This window comes from Streptococcus mitis (genome assembly GCF_946190285.1).
In the GTDB taxonomy this organism is placed as follows: domain Bacteria; phylum Bacillota; class Bacilli; order Lactobacillales; family Streptococcaceae; genus Streptococcus; species Streptococcus mitis_CP.
The window spans coordinates 253,288-268,294 of record NZ_CAMHZX010000001.1 but is presented as its reverse complement, the minus strand read 5'-3'; the positions used below and the strand labels follow the sequence as shown (position 1 = coordinate 268,294).

At 39.3% G+C, this 15,007-nt stretch carries 16 protein-coding genes; 4 read left to right on the top strand and 12 right to left on the bottom strand.

Features of this window, described 5'->3' with window-relative positions; genetic code table 11:
• Window positions 1-41: 41 nt before the first annotated feature.
• From N8L39_RS01350 to N8L39_RS01335, 4 genes are all read right to left on the bottom strand, one after another.
• Entirely contained in the window at window positions 42-581 is a 540-nt protein-coding gene (locus N8L39_RS01350) for a ClbS/DfsB family four-helix bundle protein (RefSeq protein WP_261009931.1), read from the bottom strand.
• Window positions 582-638: 57 nt separating this feature from the next.
• Window positions 639-1,133, bottom strand: coding sequence for a YkgJ family cysteine cluster protein (locus N8L39_RS01345; RefSeq protein WP_261009932.1), 495 nt, complete (start codon window positions 1,131-1,133; stop codon window positions 639-641).
• A 133-nt stretch (window positions 1,134-1,266) separates the two neighbouring features.
• Window positions 1,267-3,000: a phosphoenolpyruvate--protein phosphotransferase gene (gene ptsP / locus N8L39_RS01340; RefSeq protein ID WP_000138123.1), complete on the bottom strand. Its 1,734-nt coding sequence runs from the start codon at window positions 2,998-3,000 to the stop codon at window positions 1,267-1,269.
• A 5-nt stretch (window positions 3,001-3,005) separates the two neighbouring features.
• The gene (locus N8L39_RS01335) at window positions 3,006-3,269 is read right to left on the bottom strand and encodes a phosphocarrier protein HPr (protein ID WP_000146947.1); all 264 of its coding nucleotides are present in this window, start codon (window positions 3,267-3,269) and stop codon (window positions 3,006-3,008) included.
• Between the two features lie 350 nt (window positions 3,270-3,619).
• Between N8L39_RS01335 and nrdH the strand changes: the two genes are divergently transcribed.
• The 4 genes from nrdH to N8L39_RS01315 all read left to right on the top strand — a co-directional run bounded on the left by nrdH (window position 3,620) and on the right by N8L39_RS01315 (window position 8,145).
• Window positions 3,620-3,838 (top strand): glutaredoxin-like protein NrdH, encoded by a 219-nt coding sequence (gene nrdH, locus N8L39_RS01330; RefSeq protein ID WP_102210164.1) that lies wholly within the window; start codon window positions 3,620-3,622, stop codon window positions 3,836-3,838.
• An 80-nt stretch (window positions 3,839-3,918) separates the two neighbouring features.
• Window positions 3,919-6,078, top strand: a complete 2,160-nt coding sequence (gene nrdE / locus N8L39_RS01325) for a class 1b ribonucleoside-diphosphate reductase subunit alpha (protein WP_261009933.1) — start codon at window positions 3,919-3,921, stop codon at window positions 6,076-6,078.
• 195 nt (window positions 6,079-6,273) lie between these two features.
• Entirely contained in the window at window positions 6,274-7,236 is a 963-nt protein-coding gene (gene nrdF, locus N8L39_RS01320; protein WP_000451386.1) for a class 1b ribonucleoside-diphosphate reductase subunit beta, read from the top strand.
• A 141-nt stretch (window positions 7,237-7,377) separates the two neighbouring features.
• Window positions 7,378-8,145 (top strand): DeoR/GlpR family DNA-binding transcription regulator, encoded by a 768-nt coding sequence (locus tag N8L39_RS01315; protein ID WP_261009934.1) that lies wholly within the window; start codon window positions 7,378-7,380, stop codon window positions 8,143-8,145.
• A gap of 65 nt (window positions 8,146-8,210) precedes the next feature.
• On the opposite strand, the gene lacD is transcribed toward N8L39_RS01315, so the two are convergent.
• The 8 genes from lacD to N8L39_RS01275 form a co-directional block, all read right to left on the bottom strand.
• Entirely contained in the window at window positions 8,211-9,191 is a 981-nt protein-coding gene (lacD, locus tag N8L39_RS01310) for a tagatose-bisphosphate aldolase (RefSeq protein ID WP_001229114.1), read from the bottom strand.
• A 1-nt stretch (window position 9,192) separates the two neighbouring features.
• Window positions 9,193-10,122, bottom strand: a complete 930-nt coding sequence (locus N8L39_RS01305; protein WP_261009935.1) for a tagatose-6-phosphate kinase — start codon at window positions 10,120-10,122, stop codon at window positions 9,193-9,195.
• Between the two features lie 10 nt (window positions 10,123-10,132).
• A complete protein-coding gene (lacB, locus tag N8L39_RS01300; protein ID WP_001216913.1) occupies window positions 10,133-10,648 on the bottom strand; it encodes a galactose-6-phosphate isomerase subunit LacB in 516 nt (171 codons plus the stop codon).
• Between the two features lie 30 nt (window positions 10,649-10,678).
• Complete coding sequence (gene lacA / locus N8L39_RS01295; RefSeq protein ID WP_000029277.1) at window positions 10,679-11,104, bottom strand: galactose-6-phosphate isomerase subunit LacA; 426 nt, start codon at window positions 11,102-11,104, stop codon at window positions 10,679-10,681.
• Between the two features lie 387 nt (window positions 11,105-11,491).
• A complete protein-coding gene (locus tag N8L39_RS01290) occupies window positions 11,492-12,388 on the bottom strand; it encodes an aldose 1-epimerase family protein (protein ID WP_261009936.1) in 897 nt (298 codons plus the stop codon).
• 204 nt (window positions 12,389-12,592) lie between these two features.
• A complete protein-coding gene (locus N8L39_RS01285; protein WP_261009937.1) occupies window positions 12,593-14,068 on the bottom strand; it encodes a PTS galactitol transporter subunit IIC in 1,476 nt (491 codons plus the stop codon).
• Window positions 14,069-14,115: 47 nt separating this feature from the next.
• Window positions 14,116-14,421, bottom strand: a complete 306-nt coding sequence (locus N8L39_RS01280; protein WP_000590547.1) for a PTS sugar transporter subunit IIB — start codon at window positions 14,419-14,421, stop codon at window positions 14,116-14,118.
• A gap of 38 nt (window positions 14,422-14,459) precedes the next feature.
• Window positions 14,460-14,936 carry a PTS sugar transporter subunit IIA gene (locus N8L39_RS01275; protein ID WP_000521972.1) on the bottom strand — a complete coding sequence of 159 codons (477 nt, stop codon included), beginning with the start codon at window positions 14,934-14,936 and terminating at the stop codon, window positions 14,460-14,462.
• Window positions 14,937-15,007: the final 71 nt, after the last annotated feature.

The following is a 15,007-nucleotide window of genomic DNA, read 5'->3' as shown; positions in this document are numbered from 1 at the left end:
ACGTTTAAAAGAACTCATTCTTGCCCTTTCAAACAGGCCATCTATCCCTTACAATTCTTCCGATGAGTTTTGAGTTTTTTCAGAGCCCAATCATAGTGACTGGAGGTGCTACTGATAAAATAGGAACCTAGACTTGTTCCGCCGGTCCATTTATAGACACCTTTGGTAAAGAGTTCGTCATTACTAAAAACTTCTATCAACTCTAAAACCTCCCTATGTGATTGTTCTAGGAGTCTAGTCGCTTCTTCTAAGGACGTTTTCTGGTGCTTCTTCCAAAAAACGACATTCATTTCTCCATAAGTTTTCCAATTATAAATTTCAGGGAGAAAAGGTCTTTCGTGACCTTCTTGATTAGAATGTACCCAAGTCAAAAGTAACTGATGCCATTCATAGAGATGAATCAAGACATCCCGTAGATTTTTATCCCTTTTCCAGTGAGCTTCTTTTTTCTTTGGGTCTCTTGAAAAATCAAATGGAGTCTGTAGCTCATCTTCACTTAGTTGGGAGATGAAACGATTGAGCTTTTCATAGTTTTCCTTAGAGGCCAGCATTAGCTCCTCTTTTGTTTTCGGTCTAGGCACAGAGTTCTCCCTTCATATTACTAGTTATTATTAGAAATTTTTTTATCCTTTAAATCTCTATAACTTATCCTTTAATTTCTCAACAAAGAGATAGGCTGCTGGACAGGTCAAAGTATTCTTAATCGTCAAATGGTTGATTTGATGGATCTTTTTCCGATCTGTATGGGGGAACTCTCGACAGGCCTTTGGACGAACATCATAGATGGAACAAAGATTATCTCCTCCTAAAAAGGGACAAGGCATAGATTTGAAAACCTTGTCACCATCTTCATCTACCTGCAGAAACTCTGCTTCAAAAGCTGGTAATTTCATCTTAAAACACTTGGCGATTCGTGTAATATCCGCTTCTTTAAAGTCAGGCCCCAATGTCTTGCAACAGTTTGCACAGGCAGTGCAATCAATTTCCGCAAAAACTTCTTGGTGAATCTGCTGGGCAATCTTGTCTAAGTTTTTTGGTGGCTTTTTCTTTAAATTGGCCAAGACTTTGCGATGCTCCTTCTGCTTTTGCAAGGCTAGCTGGTGGTAATACTCAATATCAATTTCTTTAGACATGATTTCTCTCTTATTCTAATTACTTTCCCCTATTATACCATGCCTCCGGAGCATTTAAAAGTGGACTTTAAAAGACTATACTATTCCAAAATGCGTCAAAAAACCTTGCAACTTAGTTGCAAGGACTTTTCGATTAATCAAAGTTAACGTATTCTTTTTGAAGTTCAAGTACTTCTTCCATTGTTGAACACTCTGTAAGGGCACGGTTAGCGTACTCTTCCATCTTAGCAGTATCCAATTTCTTCATCAAGCTACGTGTACGAAGTACTGATGTTGCTGACATAGAGAACTCATCCAATCCCATTCCGACAAGAAGTGGAACAGCTTTTTGGTCACCAGCCATCTCACCACACATACCAGCCCATTTACCTTCAGCGTGAGCTGCCTTGATAACGTTGTTGATCAAGCGAAGGATTGATGGGTTATATGGTTGGTAAAGGTATGAAACTTGCTCGTTCATACGATCTGCTGCCATTGAGTATTGGATCAAGTCGTTTGTACCAATTGACATGAAGTCTACTTCTTTTGCAAATTGGTCTGCAAGCATCGCTGCTGCAGGGATTTCAATCATGATACCAACTTGGATGTCATCCGCAACTGCAACACCTTCAGCAAGAAGGTTTGCTTTTTCTTCTTCATAAACTGCTTTAGCTGCACGGAATTCTTTCAAAAGGGCAACCATTGGGAACATGATACGCAATTGACCATGAACAGAAGCACGAAGAAGGGCACGGATTTGTGTACGGAACATTGCATCTCCAGTTTCAGAAATAGAGATACGAAGGGCACGGAATCCAAGGAATGGGTTCATTTCGTGTGGCATATCGAAGTAAGGAAGTTCCTTATCTCCACCGATATCCATTGTACGAACAACCACTGGTTTACCATTCATTCCCTCAAGAACAGCCTTGTATGCTTCATACTGCTCGTCTTCAGTTGGGAAGTCTTGAGAATCCATGTACAAGAACTCTGTACGGTAAAGTCCAACAGCTTCTGCACCGTTGTTATTAACACCTTCAACGTCTTTTGGAGTACCGATGTTAGCTGCCAACTCGAAGTGTTTACCGTCAGCAGTCACTGTTTGAGCATCTTTCAAAAGTGCCCATTCAGCTTTTTGTTTAGCATAAGCTTCACCAGCTGCTTTAAATTCTGCCGCTTGTTCATCTGTTGGGTTGATAATCACTTCACCAGTAATTCCGTTAACGGCAAGGATATCACCGTCTTTCACTACTTCAGTGATGTTATTTGTTCCCAATACAGCTGCAATTTCAAGTGTACGTGCCATGATAGCTGAGTGACTTGTACGTCCACCGATGTTTGTTACAAAAGCTTTTACAAAGTTTTTGTCCAATTGAGCTGTATCAGATGGTGTCAAGTCATGCGCAATCACGATTACTTCTTCATTGATTGAAGCTGGGTTTGGCAATTTCTTACCAAGAAGGTTTGCCAATACACGTTTTGTCACGTCGCGGATATCCGCTGCACGTTCTTGCATGTATGGGTTGTCTTCCATGCCTTCAAAGATAGTGATGAACATGTCAGTCACTTCTTTAAGACCTGCTTCTGCGTTGACTTTCTTAGCACGGATTGTTTCTTTAATCTGACCAATCAATTCTGGGTCAGAAAGAACCATCAAATGAGCGTCAAAAACTTGAGCCGCTTCTTCACCAAGCGTACCTACAGCTTTCTCACGGATAAGAGAAAGCTCGTTTTGAGAAGCTTCAAGAGCTACATCCAAACGAGCCTCTTCTGCGTTTGTATCTTCGACTGAAATAGTCTCGAATGACAAATCCGGTTGAACGAGTAGATATGCTTTTGCAACTGCAACACCGTCAGATGCCGCGATTCCTTTAAGCATTTCTGTCATTTTCCTTATGCCAATCCTTCTTTTTCCATTGTTTCTGAGATTGCAGCGATAGCGTCATCTGCATCTGCACCTTCAGCTGAGATAGTTACGTCAGCACCTTGGCCAACACCAAGACTCATAACACCCATGATTGATTTAAGGTTAACTGATTTACCTTTGTACTCAAGAGTGATATCTGAAGCAAATTTGCTAGCAGTTTGTACCAACAATGTTGCTGGACGTGCGTGAATACCTGTTTCTGCCACTACGTGGAAATCTTTAGAAGCCATAGTTTGACTCTCCTTTTGTTCTTTCTTTTTTGAGTTATATGTGATAACCCTTACAATTTGGTATTATATCATCTTCTAGGATTTTTTTCAAGCATTTTATGGGATTTATTCGATTTCCTTTCAGATAACTTGCTGAAAATCTTCTATTCTAGATAACAAAACACAGGATATAGTTTTCCAAAAAACTACTTGTAGGATTATCATCACTATTTTACAAAGCAAACACTACATATTGTGTTTTGTGAGCTTAAGCATAAAAATAGACCACTATATTTAGTTTTAAATCATTGACAAAAATTTATTTTCTGATATACTAAGAAAGTAATCTATTTTGAAAGAGGAGTTACACAATGGTAACCGTTTATTCTAAAAACAACTGTGTCCAATGTAAAATGACCAAACGTTTCTTGGACAGTAATAATGTCGCTTATCGCGAAATCAATCTCGATGAGCAACCTGAGTACATCAATCAAGTTAAAGAGCTCGGTTTCAGCGCAGCTCCTGTTATCCAAACACCAACTGAAGTCTTTTCAGGTTTCCAACCAGGAAAATTGAAACAATTAGCATAATCTTAGTACATCATCCAGAAGAAACTGCTTCTAGGGCTAACTTAGAAGCCTTTCTTTTGTAATTAGATAAGGGAAATTTTATGGGATTAAAACATCTTGAGGACGTGACTTACTTCCGTCTTAATAACGAAATCAACCGTCCTGTCAATGGACAAATCATGCTTCATAAAGATAAGGAAGCCTTGGATGCCTTCTTTAAAGAAAATGTAGTTCCAAACACTATGGTTTTTGATTCAATCAAGGATAAAATCAACTACCTCATTGAACACAACTACATCGAAACAGCCTTTATCAAGAAATACCGTCCAGAATTTTTGGAAGAATTGTCTCAATTTATCAAAGATCAAAATTTCCAATTCAAGTCTTTCATGGCTGCCTATAAGTTTTACAATCAATACGCCTTAAAGACAAACGACGGCGAATATTATCTTGAAAGTATGGAAGACCGCGTCTTCTTTAACGCCCTTTATTTCGCTGATGGCAATGAGGCTGTTGCCATCGATATTGCCAATGAAATCATCCACCAACGCTACCAACCTGCTACTCCTTCCTTCTTAAATGCTGGACGTGCTCGTCGTGGGGAGTTAGTATCTTGCTTCCTGATCCAAGTAACGGATGATATGAACTCTATCGGACGTTCTATCAACTCAGCCCTTCAACTTTCACGTATTGGTGGTGGTGTGGGAATTACTCTCAGCAACCTTCGTGAAGCTGGTGCTCCTATTAAAGGATATGAAGGAGCAGCTTCTGGTGTCGTTCCTGTTATGAAGCTTTTCGAAGATAGCTTCTCTTACTCAAACCAATTGGGTCAACGTCAAGGTGCCGGTGTTGTCTACCTCAACGTCTTTCACCCAGATATCATCTCCTTCCTTTCAACTAAGAAAGAAAACGCCGATGAAAAAGTTCGTGTTAAGACCCTTTCACTTGGTGTTGTGGTACCAGATAAATTCTACGAATTGGCGCGTAAAAATGAAGAAATGTACCTTTTCAGCCCATACTCTGTAGAGCTTGAATATGGTGTACCATTCAACTATATCGACATCACTGAGAAATACGATGAACTAGTTGCAAATCCAAATATCCGTAAGACAAAAATCAAGGCGCGTGATTTGGAAACTGAAATCTCTAAATTACAACAAGAGTCTGGTTACCCTTATGTCGTCAACATTGATACGGCTAACCGTGCAAATCCTGTTGATGGTAAAATCATTATGAGTAACTTGTGTTCTGAGATTCTTCAAGTCCAAGAACCAAGCTTGATCAACGATGCTCAAGAATTCCTTCAAATGGGAACAGACGTTTCATGTAACCTTGGTTCAACCAACGTGGTCAACATGATGACCTCACCTGACTTTGGTCGTTCTATCCGTGCTATGGTTCGTGCCTTAACTTTCGTTACAGATAGTTCACACATCGTAGCTGTTCCTACCATCGACCACGGAAATAGCCAAGCTCATACCTTTGGTCTTGGTGCCATGGGACTTCACAGCTACCTTGCACAACAATTGATTGAATATGGATCGCCTGAGTCTGTTGAATTTACAAGCATCTACTTCATGCTCATGAACTACTGGACCTTGGTAGAATCAAACAATATCGCGCGTGAACGTGGTATTACCTTCCATAACTTTAAAAAATCAGACTATGCTAACGGAAGCTACTTCGACAAGTATGTAACTGGCGAATTTGTTCCAAAATCAGACCGTATTAAAGAACTCTTCAAAGATGTCTTTATCCCAAGTGCTGCTGACTGGGCTGAACTTCGCGACAAGGTTCAAGCAGATGGCCTTTACCACCAAAACCGCCTTGCTGTAGCGCCAAATGGTTCTATCAGTTACATCAATGACGTTTCCGCTTCTATCCACCCGATTACGCAACGTATCGAAGAACGCCAAGAAAAGAAAATCGGTAAAATCTACTATCCTGCCGCAGGTTTGTCAACAGATACTATTCCTTACTACACTTCTGCTTACGACATGGATATGCGTAAAGTGATTGATGTCTATGCTGCTGCAACTGAGCACGTGGACCAAGGACTTTCACTCACACTCTTCATGCGTAGTGACATTCCAAAAGGACTTTACGAATGGAAGAAAGAAAACAAACAAACGACACGTGACTTGTCTATCCTTCGTAACTATGCCTTTAACAAGGGTATCAAGTCTATCTACTACGTCCGTACCTTTACAGATGATGGTGGAGAAGTCGGTGCCAACCAATGTGAAAGCTGTGTGATTTAATCTTTGCTTGAGGAAACTACACTTTCTCAGATTAGTGATTCATTCACCCTGCTAAACTAAACTGGAATAAGCATCTATACTATGGAAAAACACAAAAGTCGGACTTCCGACTTTTTGTGCGATACTCCTCTAGAATTATGTTAAAATAAAGATAATTGTGAGTTCGCAATACTAAACACAGAAAGAGATTTCAAAATGGAAACTTACTACAAAGCCATTAACTGGAATGCCATCGAAGATGTCATCGACAAATCAACTTGGGAAAAACTGACGGAGCAATTCTGGCTCGATACACGTATTCCTTTGTCAAATGACTTGGATGACTGGAGAAAGCTATCAAATGTAGAAAAAGACTTGGTTGGAAAAGTCTTTGGTGGTTTAACACTTCTCGATACTATGCAATCTGAAACTGGGGTTCAAGCCCTTCGCGCAGACATCCGTACACCCCATGAGGAAGCTGTTTTCAATAACATCCAATTTATGGAGTCTGTCCATGCTAAATCTTACTCATCAATCTTTTCTACCTTGAATACTAAGGCTGAGATTGAAGAAATTTTCGAATGGACCAATACCAATCCTTACCTACAAAAGAAGGCTGAGATTGTCAACGAAATCTACCTAAACGGTAGCCCACTTGAAAAGAAAGTTGCCAGTGTTTTCCTTGAAACCTTCCTCTTCTACTCTGGTTTCTTCACTCCCCTCTACTATCTCGGTAACAACAAACTAGCCAACGTTGCGGAAATCATCAAATTAATCATTCGTGATGAGTCTGTTCACGGAACCTACATCGGATATAAATTCCAACTTGGTTTCAATGAATTGCCTGAAGAAGAGCAAGAAAAGCTCAAAGAATGGATGTACGACCTACTCTACACTCTCTACGAGAACGAAGAGGGCTATACAGAAAGCCTCTATGACGGTGTTGGCTGGACTGAGGAAGTCAAAACCTTCCTTCGCTACAATGCCAACAAGGCACTCATGAATCTGGGACAAGATCCACTCTTCCCAGATTCAGCTGATGATGTCAACCCAATCGTTATGAACGGTATTTCAACAGGAACATCTAACCACGACTTCTTCTCTCAAGTCGGAAATGGCTACCTTCTTGGTGAAGTTGAAGCCATGCAAGACGATGACTACAACTACGGTTTAGACTAAGTCAACAATTTTATAACTGATATCAATATCATGGTTTGTTTAAAACAACCATGATATTTTTGTTTTTGTTTTCTTTTGTTTTTTAAATTGATTGATTGAATACTTTATGATAAAATAGTAATAGAAATAGAGGTGATAACGATGCTTAAGCAGGAAAAACTAGATAATATTCTAGAAACGGTAAATACAAAGGGAACTATTACTGTAAAAGAAATCATGACTCACTTGGATGTATCAGATATGACTGCTAGACGCTACTTGCAAGAGTTGGCAGACAAGGATTTACTTGTTCGGGTGCACGGGGGAGCTGAGAAAATTCGCACAGGTTCTATTTTAAATAATGAACGTTCCAATATTGAAAAACAAAGCTTACAGATTGCAGAAAAACAAGAAATTAGCCGTTTTGCAGGCCATTTAATTGATGAGGGTGAAACTATTTTTATCGGCCCTGGTACGACCTTAGAATCTTTTGCCCGTGAACTACCAATTGATAATATTCGTGTTGTAACAAACAGTTTACCAGTCTTTCTCATCTTAAACGAACGAAAACTAACAGATTTGATTTTAATTGGTGGGAATTACCGCTCTATCACTGGAGCCTTTGTGGGAACACTAACCTTGCAAAACTTAGCCAATCTTCAATTTTCTAAAGCTTTCGTTAGCTGTAATGGTATTAAGGACAATGCGATTGCGACCTTTAGTGAAGAGGAAGGTGAATCCCAACGCATCGCTCTCAACAATTCCAATAAAAAATACTTACTAGCTGACAATAGTAAGTTCAATAAATTTGATTTTTATACCTTCTACAATATCTCTGATATTGACACCATCGTTTCAGATTCTAAACTGAGCAAAGAAACCTTCGAACAACTTTCAAAACAAACAAAAATTATTCTTTCTAAACTATAAAATGATCCCCACCGATTGGTGGGGATTTTTGTAAGTATTAAAAATTTCAGTTTTAAAAGACTTGCTTACACGCGTTCTTTCCATGAAGTTGCTGTTGTTTGAAGAACTTTGTTGAGTTCATCAATATTTTCAAAACCAGTTGTGCGAAGCCATTCGCGAGCTGCTGCTTCACCATCTTTGATGTATGCTTCAACTGATCCAGCCCATGTAGCACGGCCACAAAGAACTCCATTGAAGTTTGCACCTGATTCGTGAGCAAATACAAGAGTATCTTGGAAAAGTTTAGCTGATACACCAGCACTCAAGTAGATATATGGCAAGTTAGTTGCTTCATCTTGTGCTTTGAAGAATGCTGCTGCTTCTTCACGTGTATAAACTACTTCACCTTCAGCGAAGCCTTCAACATATTTAATGTTAACAGGAACTTCTACTTTCAAGACGTCAATGTTAAAGCGTGGGTCTGAGAAGACTTTCATAGCACCGATAACTTTGTGTGGTTTTACTTTCGCATATTCTACAGAACCTGCGTCCGCAATTTTTTCATCGTAAGCAAGGATTTCAAGGAAGAATGGGATATCTTCAGCCACACATTCAGAACCGATACGTTCGATGTAAGCTTGTTTTTCTTGATTGAGTTCGTCTGAGCTATCTACGTCATAGTAAAGCAAGAATTTAACTGCATCTGCACCTTCTTCTTTAATACGTTTTGCAGACCAAACATCCAAGCAGTCTGGCAAGCGTTTTGTGCTTGTTGTGTCATAACCTGTTTTTTCATAAGCAAGGAGAAGACCAGCTTTTTCATCAAGAGCTTTAGTTGCTGGAAGTCCATATTCAGGGTCAAGAAGCATTGATGAAGCGTATTTAGTCAATTCATCTGCAACCAAGACTTTCAGTTCTTCCATTTGAGCTACAGTTGGTTCTTCTGTTTGGTGTTGAGCCATGAGGCGTTTCAAAGCACCGCGTTGGTCAAATGCAAGAGCTGAGATGATACCATTTTCATCAGAAAGTTTTTCTAAGCGAGCACGTTTTTGTTCTGTTAAAGCCATTTTATACCTCTTTTACTATTAATTGATCATATAGAGCTTGATAGTTGGCCATGTTGACATGACCAGTCATTTTTTCTTGAGCATTGAGCATACCAAGGACATTTGCCTTGATGAGTAATGCTGCATCCGATTCTTTATGAAGTAGTCCTGAAGAAATTCCTGCTACAGTAGAATCTCCAGAACCGACAGGGTTGACTACCTGGATTCTAGGAATATCTACCTTGTAGAAAGTGTCGCCATGTTTGGCAAAGGCACCGTTGGCACCAAGTGAAACGATAATCCATTCAATACCTGCAAACAAAGGTTCTTGAAGGACTTCTTTTAATTCATCCAAATCCTCAGAAACTTCTCTTCCGAGAAGCTGAGACAATTCCTCATTATTTGGTTTGATGACTGTTGGTTTATGTGGTGATTCAAGAACCGCCTGAAGTGCTGCACCAGAGCAGTCCAAGACTACAGGTTTACCAGCTTGATTAGCAAGTTCTACCAAGCTCGCATAGTAATCAACTGGAAGGCCAGCTGGCAGACTACCTGAGATAGCTACTACTTCAACTGACTCCAGAAGATTTTTGAAATGTTCCAAAAAGTCTTGACCTTCTTGTTCAAGAACTTCAGGACCTTTTTCAAGAACTTCTGTTTGGTTATCTCCATGGAGAATAGCAATACAGTTACGAGTCTCTCCCTGAATTGAGAAGAAATCTTTCTTTACTTGATCATCGATATTTTCAACCAAAAACTCACCAAGTTTACCACCCACTAAACCAGTAGCAAGAACTGAATCTCCAAATTCTGAAAGTACTCGGGTAACATTGAGTCCCTTACCACCAGCCGTTTTGGTTACATCCACCACACGATTGACAGTATCAATCTTCAACTCATCCAAGGGATAGGAAATATCAATGGATGGGTTCATTGTGACTGTTAAAATCATAGGTCACCTCTTAGTCGTGGTATTCTCCGCGATCCCATTTTTCAAGGAATTCAGTGAAGAAGTTTGCATCTGTTTGTTGAGCATTGTGACTTTCAACGTGTTCAATTTTTGCAATCAATTTTTTGTTTTCTTCAGATGGTTTGTATTCAGCATGGATGAAAGCTTCGATGATGTCACACATGAGCAATTCACCAGTAATCTTGCCACCAAAACCGATAACGTTGGCGTTCAATTGTTCTTTAGCATAAAGGGCTGTTGTCATATCACGAACCAAGGCAGAACGGACACCTGGAACTTTATTGACAGCGTTGTTGATACCAACACCAGTACCACAGATACATACCCCAAGATCAGCTTGACCGCTAGTTACAGCTTCACCAACTTTTTTACCAAAGATTGGGTAGTGAGTACGTGTGTGGTCATAAGTACCAAAGTCAATGACTTCATATCCTTTTGATTTCAAAAATTCTGAAACCGCCATTTTTTCATCTGTTACGATGTGGTCACATCCAATTGCAATTCTCATTTTTAACTTACCTTTCTTACTGTAATCTAATTAGCACATTTTGTTCAACATGTCGACACGAATTTGGTGACGTCCACCGTCGTATTTACCGTTAACAAATCCTTTAGCAATGTTTTTAGCCAATTCATCACCAACAAGTTGTGCACCCATAGTGATCATACGTGAGTTGTTGTGGCCACGAGTCATATAAGCTGAACGTTCGTCAGAAACTTCTGCAGCAACCATTCCTTTGATTTTAGTTGCAACCATGAAAGGACCAGCACCATAAGCATCAATCACAATACCAAGGTTTTGTTCTTCTTTGTTTACTTCTGCAGCAACAGCAAGAGTCACATCAACAAAGTCTTGACCTTCAGCTGTAACATCCACAACGTGGAAGTTTTCTTTTTCCAAGAAGTCTTTCACAACTTCTTTCAATCTCAAACCTGCAGCATCTGCACCGATAACAATAGACATATTGTATACTCCTTTTTATTTTTCTAGGCTAATAAAACCTTTTATAGTTAGCAGTTTATACTCTTCGAAAATCAAATTCAAACCGCGTCAACGTCGCCTTGCCGTACTCAAGTACAGCCTGCGGCTAGTTTCCTAGTTTGCTCTTTAATTTTCATTGAGTATTACCTACAAAAAGCTTTCTAGCAGTTTATTGACAAATTGGATTGAATGAGATGAATGACACCTTATTCAAGTTTAGGAAATCAATTTCCTAGAATAATCTCTCTTTCAAAGAGAATATAACAATTGATTATTTGTTTGTTACAAACATCATTTGTTGCTTACAAACATAATATACTCCTATTTGTCGAAAAAGTCAACAGTTAATGTTTGTTTTTGTGTTTTTAACTAAAAAATTTCGATATCAAAACCAATTTGATCCACTTGACCAGGTTCTAGGAGACGAACATTCTTCTTATCTTCTAGATGATCTCCTTCTTCAAGGGATGTTGACAAACCAGACCATGGTTCAAAAGCAATGAAAGGTCCCTTATTCAAGGTTGACCAGACAATAAGGTTTGGAAACTCTGCAAAGTGCACTTTCAACCCTTTCTCATGTTTACTAGAACGAAGGGAAATTGTTCTAGATTGCAATTCATCTAAAGTAACTGCATCTGTACTGAAAAGATCATAGCTGAGGTCTAATTCTTTTTGCCCCTCTAGCCATGGACTTCTATCTTGAAAATCCAACATACCTGTTTCTGGGAAAGGACGTGGAACAGAGCAAGTCTCTTCTTTCTCAAACTCTAAATAGTAATCTTCATAGTCTTCAGCATCAAGTAGAGGACAATTAAAGCCTGGATGCCCACCAATAAAGTAAGGCATGACTTTGCTAGTTTCTTTATTGAAAATCTTGTATTGAGTCCGTACTGTCTTACCATTAAGGCTATAAGTGATTTCTAGTCGGAAATGATAAGGGTAGTTCTGATAGCTATTCTCATCGTCTTCAATTGCAAAAGTTACGCTCTTATCTGTCTGTTCAACTAAGTCAAATTCTTTCTTGCGGACCAGACCATGACGAGGAATCTTTCCTTTACTTTCTTGCCCCTTCTCATCTATATAGACGGCTGTATCCTCTCTCAATGAACCACAAATGGGGAAGAGAACTGGAGCTTGTCCACTCCAATAAGTAGCATCTCCTTGCCACAAATACTCAAGACCTTCAGCATCTTTTATAGAAGAAAGAGCCCCACCAAAACTGTTAAATTGAACTCTTAGTTGTTCTGATTTTAATTCAATTACCATTATTTTCTCCGATTTCTTGATAGTTTATAAAAAACTAGGCTGTCACTCCTAGAAGGTATGACAACCTAGTTTCAACAATTTACACTCTGCGAAAATCAAATTCAAACTTCGTCAGCATCGCCTTGCCGTACTTTAGTACAGCCTGCGGCAAGCTTCCTAGTTTGCTCTTTGATTTTCATTGAGCTTACATTTTATAGGAGCGCATTATTTTGCTTTTGCTGCGTACTCTTCGTTACGTTTGATCATTTGTTTTCTGTACCAAGCAAAGATACCGATATAGAATACAAGGAAGACTACAGCACCAAGGATTGCTTTGATATCACCTGTTGTAGTGTTACCAATTGTCCAACCAAGAAGTTTTTCGATTGGTCCTTCAAGAGTTGAGTGAGTGATCAATTGAGTTTCACTCACACCTGCTGGGAAGGCACCTACACCTTTAGCAAGTTCTGTTGCAAATGGTGCGATAAGTGTACCTGAAAGAAGGAAGAGTGGCAACAAGAGTGTTCCGAAGATAATCATACGGAGCAATTTACCACGTGTTACAACCAAGAGAGCTGGAGTAACACCCATAGCGATGATACCTGCAAGTGGCAAGATACCATTTCCGACTTTTGAAAGAAGCACTGCTTCAATCAACATGATTGGTGCAAGTACGTTGGCACAAGCCCAGATTTCAGCACGACCAGCGATGAATGGCCAGTCAAGACCGATGTTGAATTTACGTCCTTGAAGACGTTTAGTAGCAACGTTTGTAATACCTTGTGAAAGTGGTTCTACGGCAGCGATGAACCATGAACCGATAAGTGAGAAGAGTTCCAAAGATACACCGGCAGTCAAACCAAGAGATAACCATCCTTTGATAACAAGACGCCATTTATCTGCATCTGCAACCCCTTCAATTGGATGTGGAGTACCCATAATACCGATAACGATACCAAGAATGAAACCGATGAAGAATTTAGATCCCCAGAAACCGATTTTCTTGTTCAATTTAGCAGCATCAAAGTCATATTTATCAAGACCTGGGAAGAATTTTTCAAAAATCTTATCCAAAACCATGATAACTGGGTTCATCATGTAGTTCATGTGAGTTGAAGTCATTGGAGATGAACTTGGTGCGTTAAGAAGGTCATCAAATGTAGGTTTCATCAAGTCAGAGTTGATGATTTTAAGAACCCCAACAAGTACAATAGCTGCTGTAGCAATCAATAGTGAAACCCCTTGGCTCACACCGTTGTTGTCTGCATACCATTTAATCAAAAGACCTGTGATAGACAAGTGCCAGATATCGAAGATATCAACGTCAAGTGTATCTGTTTTCTTCATAGCAAGCATCACTACGTTGACAATCAACATGATGAGCAAGAAGTAAAGTGTCCAAGCAGAACCCCAAGTGATTGTAGCAAGTGGTGCCCAACCAACGTCGGTAATACTCAATTGAATACCAGTATTTTCAACGAATTTTGCAAGCGATGCTGAGAAAGCACCATTTAGCATACCGATGATAGCACCGATACCAGTAAGAGCGATGGCAAGTTTGATACCACCTTCAAGCGCTTTGGAGAATTTCACTCCAAAAAGTAGAGCCAATATTGTCAAAATGATCAACATGATGACAGGACCACCCATATCTAAGACGGGTGTAAAGACCTTTTTGATTAGGTCAAAGATTGCATCCATAACTGTTCCTCCCTTTTTATAGTTATATGAATGTTAACAAATTAAAATTAGCTTAATCCGTGTTCTTTAATAGCTGCTTCAATATTGTCAAATACTGGAGCACTCATAGCTGGGATACGGAATAAGATTGGTCCAGCTTCAATAACTGGAATACCTGGGTCAAAACCAAGATCTGTAGCAGCAATTGGAGTAAAGATGTCATAACCTTTGATAAGGTCTTCGTTAACATCTTTTACCATAACTGCATCACAGTGAACATCAAAACCGCGGTTTGAAAGTTCTTCTTCAAGAGCGCTTTTAATTTGATGGCTTGAGTTAACACCTGCACCGCAGGCAGCAAGAATTTTAATCATATGGATTTCCTCCGATTTAATATTTTTAATAGACAAGATTAAGCGATTGCTTCAGCAATATAAGCATAGAGGGCTTCAGGTTCAGAAATTTTTGATAGGTCTTCAAGATGACCATTTCCAGTAAAGAAGTCCATCAACTGAGCAAGAATGTTTGTTTGACTTGAACTTGAGTTATTAATGATAAAGAAGAGCAGGGATACTTCTACTTCCTTATCCGGTGCAATCATATTGTGGAAAGTCACTGGTTTATCTAATCGAACGACTACAACTTTCTCAGCTAGATTATGAACAATATCTGTATGAGGAATAGCCACATTCGGCAAATCCTTACCCAAAAATTCCATATCTAAGCCAGTTGGAAATGACTTTTCACGCGTGATCAAGGCTTCACGATAGGTTGGAGTTACGATTTCTCGTTCTTCCAATAAAGTTGCAACCTGATCAAAGAGATGTTCTTGATTATCCGCTTCTAAGCAAAACACAAGGTTTTTGTCAAAGAAATGATCTAATCCCATAAGGTTTTCCCTTCTTTCCATTAACTTTATGCTATAAGTATAACACTATATGAAACCGTTGTCAACAACTT

Bases quoted from the DNA above. Each gene is read 5' to 3' on its own strand.
- N8L39_RS01345 (WP_261009932.1), bottom strand. From the start codon at position 1,133: ATGTCTAAAGAAATTGATATTGAGTATTACCACCAGCTAGCCTTGCAA.
- ptsP (WP_000138123.1), bottom strand. From the start codon at position 3,000: ATGACAGAAATGCTTAAAGGAATCGCGGCATCTGACGGTGTTGCAGTT.
- N8L39_RS01335 (WP_000146947.1), bottom strand. From the start codon at position 3,269: ATGGCTTCTAAAGATTTCCACGTAGTGGCAGAAACAGGTATTCACGCA.
- nrdH (WP_102210164.1), top strand. From the start codon at position 3,620: ATGGTAACCGTTTATTCTAAAAACAACTGTGTCCAATGTAAAATGACC.
- nrdE (WP_261009933.1), top strand. From the start codon at position 3,919: ATGGGATTAAAACATCTTGAGGACGTGACTTACTTCCGTCTTAATAAC.
- nrdF (WP_000451386.1), top strand. From the start codon at position 6,274: ATGGAAACTTACTACAAAGCCATTAACTGGAATGCCATCGAAGATGTC.
- N8L39_RS01315 (WP_261009934.1), top strand. From the start codon at position 7,378: ATGCTTAAGCAGGAAAAACTAGATAATATTCTAGAAACGGTAAATACA.
- lacD (WP_001229114.1), bottom strand. From the start codon at position 9,191: ATGGCTTTAACAGAACAAAAACGTGCTCGCTTAGAAAAACTTTCTGAT.
- N8L39_RS01305 (WP_261009935.1), bottom strand. From the start codon at position 10,122: ATGATTTTAACAGTCACAATGAACCCATCCATTGATATTTCCTATCCC.
- lacB (WP_001216913.1), bottom strand. From the start codon at position 10,648: ATGAGAATTGCAATTGGATGTGACCACATCGTAACAGATGAAAAAATG.
- lacA (WP_000029277.1), bottom strand. From the start codon at position 11,104: ATGTCTATTGTTATCGGTGCAGATGCTGCAGGTTTGAGATTGAAAGAA.
- N8L39_RS01290 (WP_261009936.1), bottom strand. From the start codon at position 12,388: ATGGTAATTGAATTAAAATCAGAACAACTAAGAGTTCAATTTAACAGT.
- N8L39_RS01285 (WP_261009937.1), bottom strand. From the start codon at position 14,068: ATGGATGCAATCTTTGACCTAATCAAAAAGGTCTTTACACCCGTCTTA.
- N8L39_RS01280 (WP_000590547.1), bottom strand. From the start codon at position 14,421: ATGATTAAAATTCTTGCTGCCTGCGGTGCAGGTGTTAACTCAAGCCAT.
- N8L39_RS01275 (WP_000521972.1), bottom strand. From the start codon at position 14,936: ATGGGATTAGATCATTTCTTTGACAAAAACCTTGTGTTTTGCTTAGAA.